The organism is Achromobacter arsenitoxydans SY8 (assembly GCF_000236785.1).
Classification (GTDB): domain Bacteria; phylum Pseudomonadota; class Gammaproteobacteria; order Burkholderiales; family Burkholderiaceae_B; genus Achromobacter; species Achromobacter arsenitoxydans.
Genome location: NZ_AGUF01000104.1, coordinates 12465 through 25469, shown reverse-complemented (window position 1 = coordinate 25469; position 13005 = coordinate 12465). Strand labels below are relative to the sequence as shown.

Here is a 13005-nt window from a genome sequence, read left to right as displayed (position 1 = left end):
GTCCTGCACCGTTTTGGCGCGACCAGGACGGATCTAGCGGCGTAGCGCGACCCACGCGTGACGGGCCAAGATACCGAGCGGCAAAAAAACAAGGGCGGGTCCGAAGACCCGCCCTTGTCGCTTATCGAGCTACCGAGATTTACTCGGCGCTGTCCGCAGCGGCTTCATCGACTTCCGGACGGTCGACCAGCTCCATGAAAGCCATGGGAGCGTTGTCGCCCTGACGGAAGCCCATCTTCAGCACGCGGGTGTAGCCGCCGTTACGGGCCGCGTAGCGCGGGCCGATTTCGGCAAACAGCTTCACAACCGCATCGCGATCGCGCAGACGGGCAAATGCCAGACGCTTGTTCGCGAGCGTGGGCTCCTTGCCCAGCGTGATCAGGGGTTCGATGACGCGGCGCAATTCTTTCGCCTTCGGCAGCGTGGTCTTGATTGCTTCGTGGGTGATCAACGAAACGGCCATGTTGCGGAACATGGCAAGACGGTGACTGCTGGTGCGGTTGAGCTTACGCAAGCCATTACCGTGACGCATGATAAGTTTCCTTTGAATCTAAAGACGGCGTTTCCGCCATCGGGTTGCCGGCTCTTCTATCAGCCTGCAATCAGGCCGCGGTCCGGTAGAAAACGGTGCATTTTACGACGGTTTCGCAAACCGCCCGGCGGCGAGGCCGGGCGCTGCGGGAGACGCCCCTTTTCAGGGGCGGCACCCTTTCAAGACTTAGGGACGCTCCAGGCCCAGGGGCGGCCAGTTCTCGAGCTTCATGCCGAGCGTCAGGCCACGTGCAGCCAGGACTTCCTTGATCTCGTTGAGCGACTTGCGGCCCAGGTTCGGGGTCTTGAGCAGCTCGTTTTCGGTACGCTGGATCAGGTCGCCGATGTAGTAGATGTTTTCGGCCTTCAGGCAGTTGGCCGAACGCACCGTCAGCTCCAGGTCGTCGACCGGACGCAGCAGCACCGGGTCGATTTGCGGCGTGCCGCGGACCGGGGCTTCGTACGAATCGCCAGCGCCTTCCAGGGCGGCGAAGACCGAGATCTGGTCCATCAGGATGCGGGCCGACTGGCGCACCGCTTCCTCGGGCGAAATGACGCCGTTGGTTTCGATGTCCAGCACCAGCTTGTCCAGGTCGGTGCGCTGTTCCACACGGGCGCTTTCGACAGCGTAGCTCACGCGGCGGACCGGGCTGAACGAAGCGTCCAGGACGATGCGGCCGATGGTGTGGGTACGGTCTTCCGACAGCGCACGCACGTTGCCCGGCACGTAGCCGCGGCCCTTCTCGACCTTGATCTGCATTTCCAGCTTGCCCGCTTCCGTCAGGTTGCAGATGGCGTGGCCGGGGTTGATGATTTCGACGTCGTGCGGCAGCTCGATGTCGCTGGCCAGCACGGTGCCGGCGCCGGACTTGCGCAGAACCAGCGTCACTTCGTCGCGGTTGTGCAGCTTAAAGACCACGCCCTTCAGGTTCAGCAGGATGTCGACGACATCTTCGCGAACGCCCGGGATGGTCGAGTATTCGTGCACCACGCCCGTCATCTGGACTTCGGTCGGCGCGTAGCCGGTCATCGAAGACAGCAGGATGCGGCGCAGGGCGTTGCCCAGCGTGTGACCGTAGCCACGCTCGAACGGCTCCATCACGATCTTGGCATGGTGCGTGCCGACCGGTTCGACTTCAATGGAGCGCGGCTTCAGGAAACCTTGAGTGGACATGTACTGTGTTCCTTTTCAATACCCTCGGCTCGTTACACCGATAAGGCTGATGGACAGGGTGAAACTTGAATCGCGGACAACGAAAATCATCGTCCGATACTTACCGCAAAGCCCGCCCCGCCGAAAGGCGGAAAGCGGGCTGCTGCGGGACGTGCAAACAGGTCGCGGGACCAGCTTGCCAGCGCTTCCGCGAAGGAGGCGCCGGCAGGCGTGATTAACGCGAGTACAGTTCGACGACCATCGACTCGTTGATGTCGCGAGCGACATCAGCGCGGTCGGGGGCCGACTTGAACGTACCGGTCAACTTGGTCGTGTCGACTTCCACCCACTGGGGGATGCCGATGCTGGTGGCCAGGTCGAGCGATTCCTTGATGCGGCCTTGCTTCTTGGCCTTTTCGCGGACCGAGATAACGTCGCCAGCCTTGACCAGCATCGAAGCGATGTCAGCCGTGTGGCCGTTCAGTTCGATGGCGCGGTGGCTCACCAGCTGGCGAGCTTCGGCGCGCGTCGAGCCGAAGCCCATGCGGTAGACGACGTTGTCCAGGCGCGATTCCAGCAGCTGGATCAGCGTTTCGCCGGTGTTGCCACGGCGACGCTCGGCTTCAGCGAAGTACTTGCGGAATTGCTTTTCCAGCACGCCGTACATGCGCTTCAGCTTTTGCTTTTCGCGCAGCTGCAGGCCGTAGTCGGAAGTGCGGGCACCCGAAGTGCGGCCGTGTTGGCCAGGCTTGGAATCCAGCTTGCACTTGGAATCCAGCGAGCGGCGGGCGCTCTTCAGGAACAGGTCAGTACCCTCGCGGCGCGAGAGCTTGCATTTGGGTCCAATATAACGTGCCATGTGGATTCCCTTTAGATACGACGACGCTTCGGCGGACGGCAGCCGTTGTGCGGAACGGGCGTGATGTCGGCGATGGACGAAATCTTGATGCCCAGCGCGTTCAGAGCGCGCACCGACGATTCGCGGCCGGGGCCGGGGCCCTTGATGCGAACTTCCAGCGTCTTGATGCCGTACTCGAGAGCAACGCGGCCGGCCGTTTCAGCGGCAACCTGCGCGGCGAACGGGGTCGACTTACGCGAACCCTTGAAGCCAGCACCGCCCGACGTGGCCCACGACAGCGCGTTGCCCTGACGATCGGTGATGGTGATGATGGTGTTGTTGAACGAAGCGTGAACGTGCGCGATGCCGTCCGAGACGTTCTTCTTGACCTTTTTGCGCACGCGCGAAGCGCCGCTGGTGGAAGCTTTCGCCATAATCCTGTTCCTCGATTATTTCTTCAGGGACGCAGCAGCACGACGCGGGCCCTTGCGGGTCCGGGCGTTGGTGCGAGTGCGCTGGCCGCGCACGGGCAAACCGCGCTTGTGACGCATACCGCGGTAGGTTCCCAGGTCGATCAAACGCTTGATCGAGAGCTGTACTTCACGACGCAGGTCGCCTTCAACCGTGAACAAACCAACATGTTCGCGGACGCGTTCCAATTCAGCGTCGCTCAGATCCTTGACCTTTTTGTCAAAGGGTACGTTTGCCGCTTCGCAAATCTTGCGAGCGCGCGTACGACCGATGCCAAAAATGGCGGTCAGGCCGATCTCGGCGTGCTGTTGCGGCGGAATGTTAATGCCAGCAATACGGGCCATGACTGTTCCTTGAATAAATCCGTTGCGTAGTCGCTAACCCGAGTTAGCCTTGACGCTGCTTGTGACGCGGGTCGGTGCAGATAACGCGCACCACGCCGTGACGTTTGATAACTTTGCAGTTGCGGCAGATCCGCTTAACCGATGCCATTACTTTCATGGTTGACTCCTAATTTTCCGTAATCCGGTTCCGCTCATTTGGAGCGGAAAACTATCCTGGCTCGCGTCAGGTCATAGGGCGTGAGCTCCACTGTGACCTTGTCACCCGGCAGGATCCGGATGTAATGCATACGCATCTTGCCGGAAATATGGCCCAACACCACGTGGCCGTTTTCGAGCTTGACGCGAAATGTCGCGTTCGGGAGGTTCTCAAGAACCTCGCCTTGCATCTGAATGACGTCGTCCTTGGACATTCTTTTGCTTACCGCATCGGCAAACCCGCGCCCTTGAAGTTAGCCTTCTTGAGCAACGAGTCGTACTGGTGAGACATCATGTAGGCCTGAACCTGCGCCATGAAATCCATCGTCACCACCACAATGATCAACAGAGACGTACCACCGAAGTAGAAGGGAACGTTCCAGCGCATCACCAAGAATTCCGGCAACAGGCACACCAACGTGATGTAGATGGCACCTGCGAGCGTCAAACGCATCAGGATCTTGTCGATGTAGCGCGCCGTTTGCTCGCCCGGACGGATGCCCGGAACAAACGCACCACTCTTCTTCAGGTTGTCCGCCGTTTCGCGGCTGTTGAAAACCAGAGCCGTGTAGAAAAAGCAGAAGAAAATAATCGCGACCGAGTACAGCGTGATGTAGAGCGGTTGACGAGGCGACAGGGCCGCAGCCAGGTCGCTAAGCCAGCGCATGTTCTCGCTGCTGGAGAACCAGCTCGTGATCGTGGCCGGGAACAGAATGATCGACGACGCGAAGATCGGCGGAATCACCCCTGCCATGTTCAGCTTCAGCGGCAAATGCGAGCTTTGACCACCGTAGACCTTGTTGCCGACCTGACGCTTGGCGTAGTTCACCGTGATCTTGCGCTGTCCGCGTTCCACGAACACCACAAAAGCGGTAACCAGCACCACCAGAGCCACGATGAACAGCGCCGAAAGCACGGACATCGCGTTGGTGCGGACCAGGTCCAACAGAGCAGCCAGCGCCGCGGGAAGACCCGCCACGATACCTGCGAAGATCAGGATGGAAATCCCGTTGCCCAGACCGCGTTCGGTAATCTGCTCACCCAGCCACATGACGAACATGGTGCCAGTGACCAGAGTCACGACGGTCGTGAAGCGGAACAGCATGCCCGGATCGATCACCAGTCCCTGCTGGGACTCCAGCGCCACCGAAATGCCCACAGCCTGCACCAGCGCCAGCACGACCGTGCCGTAGCGGGTGTATTGGGTAATCTTCCGACGTCCGGCCTCGCCCTCTTTCTTGAGCGCTTCCAGCGACGGCACCACCACCGACATCAACTGCATGATGATGGATGCCGAAATGTACGGCATGATCCCCAGGGCAAAAATCGAGAAACGCGAGAGCGCCCCGCCCGAGAACATGTTGAACAGGCCCAGGATCCCGCCCTGGTTCTGACGGAACAAGTCCGCCAGCGCGTCCGGGTTAATACCCGGAACCGGGATGTGTGTACCCAAACGGTAAACCACCAGGGCGAGCACCAGGAACACAAGACGGCGCTTCAGATCGCCGTATCGTGCTCCGGATTTGCCCAATGCCTGCGCGTTAGCCACTCGTCACCTCTGATCAGGCAAGCGAGCCGCCCGCGGCTTCGATGGCGGCGCGAGCGCCGGCCGTCGCGGTAATGCCCTTGAGCACGACCTTGCGCGAGAGTTCACCCGACTTGATAACCTTGGCGAAACGAACCGCCTGGCCGATCACGCCGGCAGCCTTCAGCACTTGCACATCGATTTCGTCGATGGGCAGGGCCTGCAGGTCCGACAGAAGAACTTGGGCATACAGGTGTTGACCCAGCGGGGTGAAACCACGCTTGGGCAGGCGACGTTGCAGCGGCATTTGACCGCCTTCGAAGCCAACCTTGTGGAAACCGCCCGAGCGCGACTTCTGACCCTTGTGACCACGGCCGGCGGTCTTACCCAGACCCGAACCGATGCCACGGCCGACGCGGCGCTTGGCGTGCTTGCTGCCCTCGGCGGGCTTCAGCGTATTAAGTTGCATATCCGACATGGTGATTCCTTAGGCTTCCGAGACGGAAACGAGATAATCCACCTTACGGATCATCCCACGCACCTCGGGCGTATCGACCAGCACGCGGCTGCTGTTGATACGGCCCAAGCCCAAACCGCGAACCGTATCACGGTGCGATTGCTTGGTACCGATCACCGAGCGCACGAGGGTCACTTTGATCTGCTTCTGAGCCATGATTTACCCCAGGATTTCTTCGACCGTCTTGCCGCGCTTGGCAGCAACATCGGCCGGGGTCAGGGAGGCGCGCAGGCCGTTCAACGTGGCGCGAACCATGTTGTAGGGGTTGCTCGAGCCCAGGCTCTTGGCAACCACGTTACGCACACCCATCACTTCGAAAATAGCGCGCATCGGGCCGCCGGCGATAACGCCAGTACCTTCAGCAGCGGGCGAGATCAGCACGGTAGCGGCGCCATGCTTGCCAACCACGGTGTGGTGCAGCGTGCCGTTCTTCAGAGCGACCTTGAACATGCCGCGACGGGCTTGTTCCATGGCCTTCTGAACGGACACCGGCACTTCACGCGCCTTGCCCTTACCCATGCCGATGCGGCCATCGCCATCGCCAACCACGGTCAGCGCGGCAAAGCTCATGGTGCGACCACCCTTGACCACTTTGCTCACGCGGTTGACCGCGATCATCTTTTCGCGGAGGCCGTCATCGTTCTCTTTTTCCGCGGCGTTCTTGCCTTGTACTTTAGCCATTTGACAGATCCTCGCTTAGAACTTCAGGCCGGCTTCACGCGCGGCATCGGCCAGCGCTTTCACGCGGCCATGGTAACGAAAGCCCGAGCGATCGAAAGCGACCAGTTCGATACCGGCAGCCTTGGCCTTTTCGGCCACGCGCTTGCCAACCAGCGTAGCAGCGGCCTTGTTGCCGCCCTGGCCGGTTTGGCCGGCCAGTTGCGCACGCACTTCGGCTTCCACCGTCGAGGCGCTGACCAGAACGCGATCGCCTTCCGGCGAAATGATGTTGGCGTAGATGTGCTGGTTCGAGCGGAAAATCGAGAGGCGGTGAACGCGCAGCTCGTTGATTTTCCGGCGGGTCGGAACCGCACGACGCAAACGGGAAACTTTTTTGTCCATGATTCGTCCTTGCGTGCGCCGTTATTTCTTCTTGGTTTCTTTGATGACGACGCGTTCGTCCGAGTAACGCACACCCTTGCCCTTGTAGGGTTCAGGTTCGCGGTACGCGCGGATTTCAGCGGCCATCTGACCGACGACTTGCTTGTTGGCGCCCTTGATGACGATTTCCGTCTGGGTGGGGCATTCGGCCTTGATACCGGCCGGCAACTGATGCAAGACATCGTGCGAGAAACCGAGCTGCAGCTTAACGGCATCGCCTTGGATCGAGGCGCGGTAACCCACGCCGACCAGGGTCAGCTTGCGCTCGAAGCCCTTGCTCACGCCGGTGACCATATTGGCAACCAAGGCGCGCACGGTACCCGACATGGCGTTGGCGTGACGGGTTTCGTTGGCGGCGGCAAACGTGAGCTTGCTTCCGTCCAGCGAAATCGTGACGTCGCCAGTCAGGGCTTGGGTCAGGGAACCCAGCGGGCCCTTGACGGTGATCTGATCCTGCTTGATGTCGGCTTCGACACCCTTGGGCAGTTCGACCGGATACTTAGCGATACGTGACATTCGAATTTCTCCTTAGGCCACGTAGCACAGCACTTCGCCGCCGACGCCGTTGGCGCGAGCCTTACGGTCGGTCATGACGCCGCGCGAGGTCGAAACGATAGCCACGCCCAGGCCGTTCATGACCTGAGGAATGCTGGTACGGCCCTTGTAGATACGCAGACCGGGACGCGAAACGCGCTCGATGCGCTCGATGACCGGACGGCCAGCGTAGTACTTCAGGGTGATCTCGAGCTCAGGCTTGGCCTGGCTGCCCTTGATTTCAAAGCTGTCGATGTAGCCTTCGTCCTTCAGCACAGCGGCAATGGCCGCCTTCAGCTTCGAGGAGGGCATGCTCACCGTAACTTTGTCCACTTGCTGCGCATTGCGAATGCGGGTCAGCATATCGGCGATGGGATCGCTCATGCTCATATTGTTTCTCCTACCAGCTGGCCTTGGTGATGCCGGGGATTTCGCCCTTCATCGCCATTTCACGCAGTTTGTGGCGCGTCAGACCGAACTTGCGGAACACGCCGCGAGGACGACCGGTGACCACGCAACGGTTGCGTTGACGCGTCGGGTTGGCATTGCGCGGCAGCTGTTGCAGCTTGAGCCGAGCTTGGTAACGTTCTTCGTCGGTCTTCGACTGGTCGTCAATGATCGACTTCAACTCAGCGCGCTTGGCAGCGAACTTGTCAGCCAGCTTGGCGCGCTTGATGTCGCGATTGATGAGGGAAAGTTTAGCCACGTCATCAGCCCCTTAGTTACGGAACGGGAAGCTGAAGGCCGTCAACAGCGCCTTGGCTTCTTCGTCGGTCTTCGCGGAGGTGGTGATGCTGATGTTCAGCCCACGCAGCGCGTCGATCTTGTCGTACTCGATTTCGGGGAAAATGATCTGCTCTTTCACCCCGATGTTGTAGTTGCCACGGCCGTCGAACGCACGACCCGAGATACCGCGGAAGTCGCGCACGCGAGGCAGCGCAACCGCCACCAGGCGATCCAGGAATTCGTACATGCGTTGACCACGCAGCGTGACCATGCAACCAATCGGGTAGTTTTCGCGGATCTTGAAACCGGCGATAGCCTTCTTGGTCTTCGTCACGACAGGCTTCTGGCCGGCGATCTTGGTCAGATCCGACACAGCGTGTTCGATGACTTTCTTGTCGGAGACCGCTTCCGAGACACCCATGTTCAGGGTGATCTTGGTGATGCGCGGCACTTCCATTGCGCTCTTGTAGCCAAACTTGGCCTGCAGGTCGCCAGCGACCTTGCTCTTGTAGAAATCTTGCAAACGAGACATGTCTATCGCCCCTTACGCCTTGGCGCCGACAACGGCACCATTGGAACGGAACACGCGGACCTTGCGACCTTCGACTTCTTGAACGCCCACGCGGTCGCCACGACCGGTTGCGGGGTTGAAGAGCGCCACATTCGAGATGTGGATCGGCATGGTCTTTTCGACAATCCCGCCCGGGTTGTTAGCCATCGGGTTGGCTTTCACGTGCTTCTTGGCAACATTGACGCCTTCGACCAGGACGTGGTCGGCGCCAACGCGAGCCAGCACGGTGCCGCGACGCTTCTTGTCGCGGCCGGTCAGGACGATGACTTCGTCGCCTTTACGGATGTTGTTCATCGTAGGGCTCCTTACAGCACTTCCGGGGCCAGCGACACGATCTTCATGAACTTCTCGGTACGCAGTTCGCGCGTAACGGGTCCGAAGATGCGGGTGCCGATGGGCTCCAGCTTGGCGTTGAGCAACACGGCGGCATTGCCACCGAAACGAATCAGCGAACCGTCTTTACGGCGCACGCCCTTGGCGGTACGAACCACCACAGCGTTGTAAATTTCGCCTTTTTTGACGCGTCCGCGCGGAGCCGCATCTTTGACGCTCACCTTGATGATGTCGCCGATACCGGCATAACGGCGCTTGGAGCCACCGAGCACCTTAATGCACATCACATGACGCGCACCAGTGTTGTCGGCCACGTCCAGCGTGGTCTGCATTTGGATCATGATTTTTCCTGTTCCAACTTAACTGGAAATACGGTTTTCCCAACAAGGGAACACTGCAATTCCTGCCAGTTTTGGTCCCGTCAGGTCAGCCGCCCTGCTTTTTGTCGGCAAGTCCACAACTTCTGGACCAGCAACTGGTTGGCAACGCAACGACCCTGGGTTGAAATCCTGCGGGTATTCCCCCCGACGCGCTCAGCTAATTTGATAGATGAATCGACAATCTGGGAAAGCTGATAATTCTAACGTGGTTAAACTTTGAGCGCAAGCACTTTGTTGGCATCGCGCACAAAACACCACACCACCCGGAAAAGGCGGCAACTTACGGGCTATCTGCCCCTATTTCTGGCGATAGTAGCCCTTCTCCCAGGCATCATGATTTGCCTTGCCGCGACGAATTTCGTCCGTGAACGGCGCAGCCATGAGCACCAGGCGATTGAGCCATTTTACAGGAGCCCGGCAGGGGCGTTCGAAGTCGACGAACAACACGGCCCGCAAGCCCTGGGTGTCGTTGTGCACCTGGTGGGGGTAAAGATCGTCAAAAACGACGGCCTGCCCTTCCCGCCAGTTGTAGCGTTCGCCCCCGACCTCAATCCAGCACCGCTCGGGGGGATCCGGCACGACCAGGCCCAGATGCAGGCGCAACACGCCGTTGTACGGACCGGTATGCAGCGGTATGCGCTTGCCCGGCTCCAGGATGGAGAAGAAGGCGGTGCGGATGCCCGGAATGCCCCGGAGCGCCCGGGCGGTAGCCGGACACCGCGCCAGGTTGCGCTCGGAACGCAAGCCGTAGCCCATGAAGACAAAGGTCTTCCATTGGTCGTCGGACGTGATCATGCCCACGTCGGGGGATATCTCGTGAAACGCCGGCAGAAGCTGACGGTCGGCAAGCAACTCCGACAGTTCGGCGCGGATCGCGGGCGCCTGGGATTCCAGGGCGGCGACCCAGGGAAACTGGCTGTTTTCAAAAATGGGCTTGTCCCCGACCAGCGAGGCCTGCGCGATGCGTTGGCGCAGCCAATCAATAAAGCGGAAGAAGACCCGCGAGAAGACACTGGACTTGGAGGCCGGGCGCGCGTCGACGGTTTGCACGATAGGTATCGAACAGGACAGCCAGAGACCTCCTATTTTGTCCATGGCGGAGCGCTGGCGCAAGCGCTCCGCACGGCATTGGCCCCAAGCCCGCGCCCGGGAGTGGTCCTCTCCGCTGGGGGGAAGCTGGTTTAGACTGCCGTGGGCGACCGCGGTCGCAATCCACTCCTATTTCGCAAGGAACGACAGGCATGTATGAACAGTTGGCGCTGTATATCGACGGCGAATTCGTCGCCGGCGAGGGCAGGCGCACCCAGGACGTCATCAACCCGGCCACGCTCGAAGTTCTCGGCCAGCTGCCCCACGCCACCGAAGCGGACCTGGATCGCGCGCTTGCCGCTGCCCAGCGCGCCTTCGAATCGTGGAAGAAATCCTCGCCCATGGACCGCTCGGCCATCCTGCGCAAGGTCGCCACGCTGTCGCGCGAACGCGCCAAGGAAATTGGCCGCAACATGACCCTGGACCAGGGCAAGCCCCTGGCAGAGGCCGTGGGTGAAGTCACGTCCTGCGCAGAGCATGCCGACTGGCACGCCGAAGAATGCCGCCGGATCTATGGCCGCGTTATCCAGCCGCGCAATCCCGATGTCCGCCAGATCGTGGTGCGCGAACCCATCGGCGTCTGCGCGGCATTCACGCCCTGGAACTTCCCGTACAACCAGGCGATCCGCAAGATCGCCGCGGCAATCGGCGCCGGCTGCACCGTGGTGCTCAAGGGCCCCGAGGACTCGCCCAGCGCGGTCATGGCGATCGCGCGGATGTTCCACGACGCAGGCCTGCCCAAGGGCTGCCTGAACATCGTCTGGGGCGAACCCGCCAAGATCTCCGACTACCTGATCCGCTCGCCGATCGTGCGCAAGGTGTCCTTCACCGGCTCCGTGCCGGTGGGCAAACAACTGGCCGCGCTGGCCGGCGCCCACATGAAGCGCGTCACCATGGAATTGGGCGGCCATTCGCCCGTGCTCGTGTTCGACGACGCGGACATCGACCGCGCCGCCGAAATGCTGGCCAAGTTCAAGGTGCGCAACGCGGGCCAGGTCTGCGTATCGCCCACCCGCTTCTATGTGCAGGATGGCGCATACGAGCAGTTCCTGGCGAAATTCTCGGACGTGCTGAAGAACATCAAAGTCGGCGACGGCCTGGAAACCGGCACCGAAATGGGCCCGCTGGCGCACGAGCGCCGCGTTCCCGCCATGAGCGCCTTTATTGATGACGCCCGCAAGCACGGCGCCAAGGTGGTGGTCGGCGGCGGCCCCCTGGACCGCAAGGGTTTCTTCTTCGCCCCGACGGTCGTGACGGATCTGCCCGACAATTCCATGCTGATGACCGAAGAGCCTTTTGGTCCGGTCGCGCCCGTCGTCCGCTTCAGCGATACCGATGAAGTGCTGCGCCGCGCAAACAGCCTGCCCTTCGGCCTGTCGTCTTACGTGTTCACGAATTCGCTCAAGACGGCAACCAAGGTCTCCAACGGCCTGGAAGCCGGCATGGTCAACATCAACCATTTCGGCAGCGCGCTGGCCGAAACGCCGTTCGGCGGCATCAAGGACAGCGGCATCGGCAGCGAAGGCGGAACGGAAACGTTCGAAGGCTATCTGGTCACGAAGTTCATCACGCACATCTGACCCCGCGCCTGCCGCACTGCAAAGCCCCGCACTAGAACGCGGGGCTTTTTTTTGCCAGTCTGTGCCGAAGGCACCGGCGATCCGCTCGCAAGGCGGGCCGTTGCGCGCTCTTTGCGCGGCGGGGCGGCCCCGTTCAGGCCGAAGCCGCCCGGCTGCCCGCGCGCAGGTCCCGCGGCGTCATGCCGAAGCGGTGCTTGAAGAGCCGGCTGAAATGGGAGGGGTGGGAAAAGCCGACCTGGTAGGCCAGTTCGGCAATGCTGCGATGACGATGCCGCGAGTCCAGCAGGAGCTCGCGGCACCTGTCCAGCCGCTGCTCGAAAATGAACGACTCCACCGACAGCCCGCCTGCGCGCAGGATTCGGTGTAGATAGGCCACCGACACGCCGCAACCCTGCGCCACCCGCAAGGGCGACAAGTCCGGATCTGCAAGATGCTGGCGGATATAGGCAAGAACGCGCGTCCGGTGCGCGACCGTCACGCTGCTGTCGGCTTCCGATACCTGCCCCTGCCCCGGCTGCACCAGGAACAGGACGATCAGGTCGATGAGCCGCTCGCCGAGTTCGGCCGCCTCGGTGTCGGACCAGTCATCCATGCCCTTGAAAAGATGATCCATATAGCCTGCCAGCAGCGTGCCCCGCGGAGACCCGTCGTCGGTCCGCAGCTTGTAGAAGGCGCCAATGCGTGAATCCCGTTGCGACAGCGCGCTGCGCGGGAACGACACGCTCAGGCTGCGGTAGCCCGACGCGCCCTGCGCCGTCGCCTGGTACGGCAGGCTTTGATTCATCAGGTACACGCAACCCGGTTCTACCTGGAATTCTCGTCCCTGCTGGCGCACCGCCAACGGGCCCGCCAGCGGCAGGCCAAAGGTGTAGAACTCCTGGTCCAGACGCGACACGTTGCCCGCGGTGCGTTCCAGCCGCTGGCCCTGGTAATGCAGATCATTGAACTGAAGGCTGGCGCGGCGCGCGTAGCGCACGTGGCCCGCGAAATCGTCCGGCTTGCCGCCATGCACCTCGAACGGCCCGAAGGCATCGGACAGCGCCTCGCGCCACTGATCGCGCCGGTCGGCGCCGGCGCTGGCCGAAATGGCGAATTCCGTATCGGGCATGGCACGGTC

21 protein-coding genes are annotated in these 13005 nt (G+C 61.3%); 1 reads left to right on the top strand and 20 read right to left on the bottom strand.

Going from position 1 to position 13005, the window contains the following annotated elements; genetic code table 11:
* Positions 1–139: 139 nt before the first annotated feature.
* The 19 genes from rplQ to KYC_RS28030 form a co-directional block, all read right to left on the bottom strand.
* Positions 140–532 carry a 50S ribosomal protein L17 gene (gene rplQ, locus KYC_RS28115; protein WP_006216513.1) on the bottom strand — a complete coding sequence of 131 codons (393 nt, stop codon included), beginning with the start codon at positions 530–532 and terminating at the stop codon, positions 140–142.
* Positions 533–718: 186 nt separating this feature from the next.
* On the bottom strand, positions 719–1705 hold the full coding sequence (locus KYC_RS28110; protein ID WP_008169002.1) for a DNA-directed RNA polymerase subunit alpha: 987 nt from the start codon (positions 1703–1705) through the stop codon (positions 719–721).
* A gap of 214 nt (positions 1706–1919) precedes the next feature.
* Positions 1920–2543 carry a 30S ribosomal protein S4 gene (gene rpsD, locus KYC_RS28105; protein WP_008169000.1) on the bottom strand — a complete coding sequence of 208 codons (624 nt, stop codon included), beginning with the start codon at positions 2541–2543 and terminating at the stop codon, positions 1920–1922.
* A gap of 11 nt (positions 2544–2554) precedes the next feature.
* Positions 2555–2956, bottom strand: a complete 402-nt coding sequence (gene rpsK / locus KYC_RS28100) for a 30S ribosomal protein S11 (RefSeq protein ID WP_006216516.1) — start codon at positions 2954–2956, stop codon at positions 2555–2557.
* A gap of 15 nt (positions 2957–2971) precedes the next feature.
* A complete protein-coding gene (gene rpsM, locus KYC_RS28095) occupies positions 2972–3337 on the bottom strand; it encodes a 30S ribosomal protein S13 (RefSeq protein WP_008168996.1) in 366 nt (121 codons plus the stop codon).
* 43 nt (positions 3338–3380) lie between these two features.
* Positions 3381–3494, bottom strand: a complete 114-nt coding sequence (gene rpmJ / locus KYC_RS29180) for a 50S ribosomal protein L36 (protein ID WP_003806928.1) — start codon at positions 3492–3494, stop codon at positions 3381–3383.
* 34 nt (positions 3495–3528) lie between these two features.
* Complete coding sequence (infA, locus tag KYC_RS28090) at positions 3529–3747, bottom strand: translation initiation factor IF-1 (protein WP_003806927.1); 219 nt, start codon at positions 3745–3747, stop codon at positions 3529–3531.
* An 8-nt stretch (positions 3748–3755) separates the two neighbouring features.
* On the bottom strand, positions 3756–5081 hold the full coding sequence (secY, locus tag KYC_RS28085) for a preprotein translocase subunit SecY (protein WP_043519460.1): 1326 nt from the start codon (positions 5079–5081) through the stop codon (positions 3756–3758).
* Positions 5082–5094: 13 nt separating this feature from the next.
* On the bottom strand, positions 5095–5535 hold the full coding sequence (rplO, locus tag KYC_RS28080) for a 50S ribosomal protein L15 (protein WP_008168990.1): 441 nt from the start codon (positions 5533–5535) through the stop codon (positions 5095–5097).
* Positions 5536–5544: 9 nt separating this feature from the next.
* Entirely contained in the window at positions 5545–5730 is a 186-nt protein-coding gene (rpmD, locus tag KYC_RS28075) for a 50S ribosomal protein L30 (RefSeq protein WP_006216520.1), read from the bottom strand.
* A 3-nt stretch (positions 5731–5733) separates the two neighbouring features.
* Positions 5734–6255 (bottom strand): 30S ribosomal protein S5, encoded by a 522-nt coding sequence (gene rpsE, locus KYC_RS28070; protein WP_008168987.1) that lies wholly within the window; start codon positions 6253–6255, stop codon positions 5734–5736.
* Positions 6256–6270: 15 nt separating this feature from the next.
* The gene (rplR, locus tag KYC_RS28065) at positions 6271–6636 is read right to left on the bottom strand and encodes a 50S ribosomal protein L18 (RefSeq protein WP_008168985.1); all 366 of its coding nucleotides are present in this window, start codon (positions 6634–6636) and stop codon (positions 6271–6273) included.
* A gap of 21 nt (positions 6637–6657) precedes the next feature.
* Positions 6658–7191: a 50S ribosomal protein L6 gene (gene rplF / locus KYC_RS28060; RefSeq protein WP_008168983.1), complete on the bottom strand. Its 534-nt coding sequence runs from the start codon at positions 7189–7191 to the stop codon at positions 6658–6660.
* A gap of 12 nt (positions 7192–7203) precedes the next feature.
* Positions 7204–7599: a 30S ribosomal protein S8 gene (gene rpsH / locus KYC_RS28055; RefSeq protein ID WP_008168981.1), complete on the bottom strand. Its 396-nt coding sequence runs from the start codon at positions 7597–7599 to the stop codon at positions 7204–7206.
* Between the two features lie 10 nt (positions 7600–7609).
* Positions 7610–7915 carry a 30S ribosomal protein S14 gene (gene rpsN / locus KYC_RS28050; protein ID WP_006227037.1) on the bottom strand — a complete coding sequence of 102 codons (306 nt, stop codon included), beginning with the start codon at positions 7913–7915 and terminating at the stop codon, positions 7610–7612.
* 12 nt (positions 7916–7927) lie between these two features.
* Positions 7928–8467, bottom strand: a complete 540-nt coding sequence (rplE, locus tag KYC_RS28045) for a 50S ribosomal protein L5 (RefSeq protein WP_008168978.1) — start codon at positions 8465–8467, stop codon at positions 7928–7930.
* Positions 8468–8479: 12 nt separating this feature from the next.
* Positions 8480–8800, bottom strand: a complete 321-nt coding sequence (gene rplX, locus KYC_RS28040; RefSeq protein WP_008168975.1) for a 50S ribosomal protein L24 — start codon at positions 8798–8800, stop codon at positions 8480–8482.
* An 11-nt stretch (positions 8801–8811) separates the two neighbouring features.
* The gene (gene rplN, locus KYC_RS28035) at positions 8812–9180 is read right to left on the bottom strand and encodes a 50S ribosomal protein L14 (protein ID WP_006216531.1); all 369 of its coding nucleotides are present in this window, start codon (positions 9178–9180) and stop codon (positions 8812–8814) included.
* 336 nt (positions 9181–9516) lie between these two features.
* Entirely contained in the window at positions 9517–10269 is a 753-nt protein-coding gene (locus KYC_RS28030) for an aspartyl/asparaginyl beta-hydroxylase domain-containing protein (protein ID WP_008168973.1), read from the bottom strand.
* Between the two features lie 191 nt (positions 10270–10460).
* On the opposite strand from KYC_RS28030, the gene KYC_RS28025 reads away from it, so the two are divergent.
* Positions 10461–11888, top strand: a complete 1428-nt coding sequence (locus KYC_RS28025) for an NAD-dependent succinate-semialdehyde dehydrogenase (protein WP_008168970.1) — start codon at positions 10461–10463, stop codon at positions 11886–11888.
* A 133-nt stretch (positions 11889–12021) separates the two neighbouring features.
* Here the strand turns inward: KYC_RS28025 and KYC_RS28020 are convergent, their stop codons facing one another.
* Entirely contained in the window at positions 12022–12996 is a 975-nt protein-coding gene (locus KYC_RS28020; protein ID WP_008168969.1) for an AraC-like ligand-binding domain-containing protein, read from the bottom strand.
* Positions 12997–13005: the final 9 nt, after the last annotated feature.

What these genes read in the sequence shown, in the direction of transcription:
- rplQ (WP_006216513.1), bottom strand. Translation starts at nt 532, where the DNA reads ATGCGTCACGGTAATGGCTTGCGTAAGCTCAACCGCACCAGCAGTCAC.
- KYC_RS28110 (WP_008169002.1), bottom strand. Translation starts at nt 1,705, where the DNA reads ATGTCCACTCAAGGTTTCCTGAAGCCGCGCTCCATTGAAGTCGAACCG.
- rpsD (WP_008169000.1), bottom strand. Translation starts at nt 2,543, where the DNA reads ATGGCACGTTATATTGGACCCAAATGCAAGCTCTCGCGCCGCGAGGGT.
- rpsK (WP_006216516.1), bottom strand. Translation starts at nt 2,956, where the DNA reads ATGGCGAAAGCTTCCACCAGCGGCGCTTCGCGCGTGCGCAAAAAGGTC.
- rpsM (WP_008168996.1), bottom strand. Translation starts at nt 3,337, where the DNA reads ATGGCCCGTATTGCTGGCATTAACATTCCGCCGCAACAGCACGCCGAG.
- rpmJ (WP_003806928.1), bottom strand. Translation starts at nt 3,494, where the DNA reads ATGAAAGTAATGGCATCGGTTAAGCGGATCTGCCGCAACTGCAAAGTT.
- infA (WP_003806927.1), bottom strand. Translation starts at nt 3,747, where the DNA reads ATGTCCAAGGACGACGTCATTCAGATGCAAGGCGAGGTTCTTGAGAAC.
- rplO (WP_008168990.1), bottom strand. Translation starts at nt 5,535, where the DNA reads ATGTCGGATATGCAACTTAATACGCTGAAGCCCGCCGAGGGCAGCAAG.
- rpmD (WP_006216520.1), bottom strand. Translation starts at nt 5,730, where the DNA reads ATGGCTCAGAAGCAGATCAAAGTGACCCTCGTGCGCTCGGTGATCGGT.
- rpsE (WP_008168987.1), bottom strand. Translation starts at nt 6,255, where the DNA reads ATGGCTAAAGTACAAGGCAAGAACGCCGCGGAAAAAGAGAACGATGAC.
- rplR (WP_008168985.1), bottom strand. Translation starts at nt 6,636, where the DNA reads ATGGACAAAAAAGTTTCCCGTTTGCGTCGTGCGGTTCCGACCCGCCGG.
- rplF (WP_008168983.1), bottom strand. Translation starts at nt 7,191, where the DNA reads ATGTCACGTATCGCTAAGTATCCGGTCGAACTGCCCAAGGGTGTCGAA.
- rpsH (WP_008168981.1), bottom strand. Translation starts at nt 7,599, where the DNA reads ATGAGCATGAGCGATCCCATCGCCGATATGCTGACCCGCATTCGCAAT.
- rplE (WP_008168978.1), bottom strand. Translation starts at nt 8,467, where the DNA reads ATGTCTCGTTTGCAAGATTTCTACAAGAGCAAGGTCGCTGGCGACCTG.
- rplX (WP_008168975.1), bottom strand. Translation starts at nt 8,800, where the DNA reads ATGAACAACATCCGTAAAGGCGACGAAGTCATCGTCCTGACCGGCCGC.
- rplN (WP_006216531.1), bottom strand. Translation starts at nt 9,180, where the DNA reads ATGATCCAAATGCAGACCACGCTGGACGTGGCCGACAACACTGGTGCG.
- KYC_RS28025 (WP_008168970.1), top strand. Translation starts at nt 10,461, where the DNA reads ATGTATGAACAGTTGGCGCTGTATATCGACGGCGAATTCGTCGCCGGC.
- KYC_RS28020 (WP_008168969.1), bottom strand. Translation starts at nt 12,996, where the DNA reads ATGCCCGATACGGAATTCGCCATTTCGGCCAGCGCCGGCGCCGACCGG.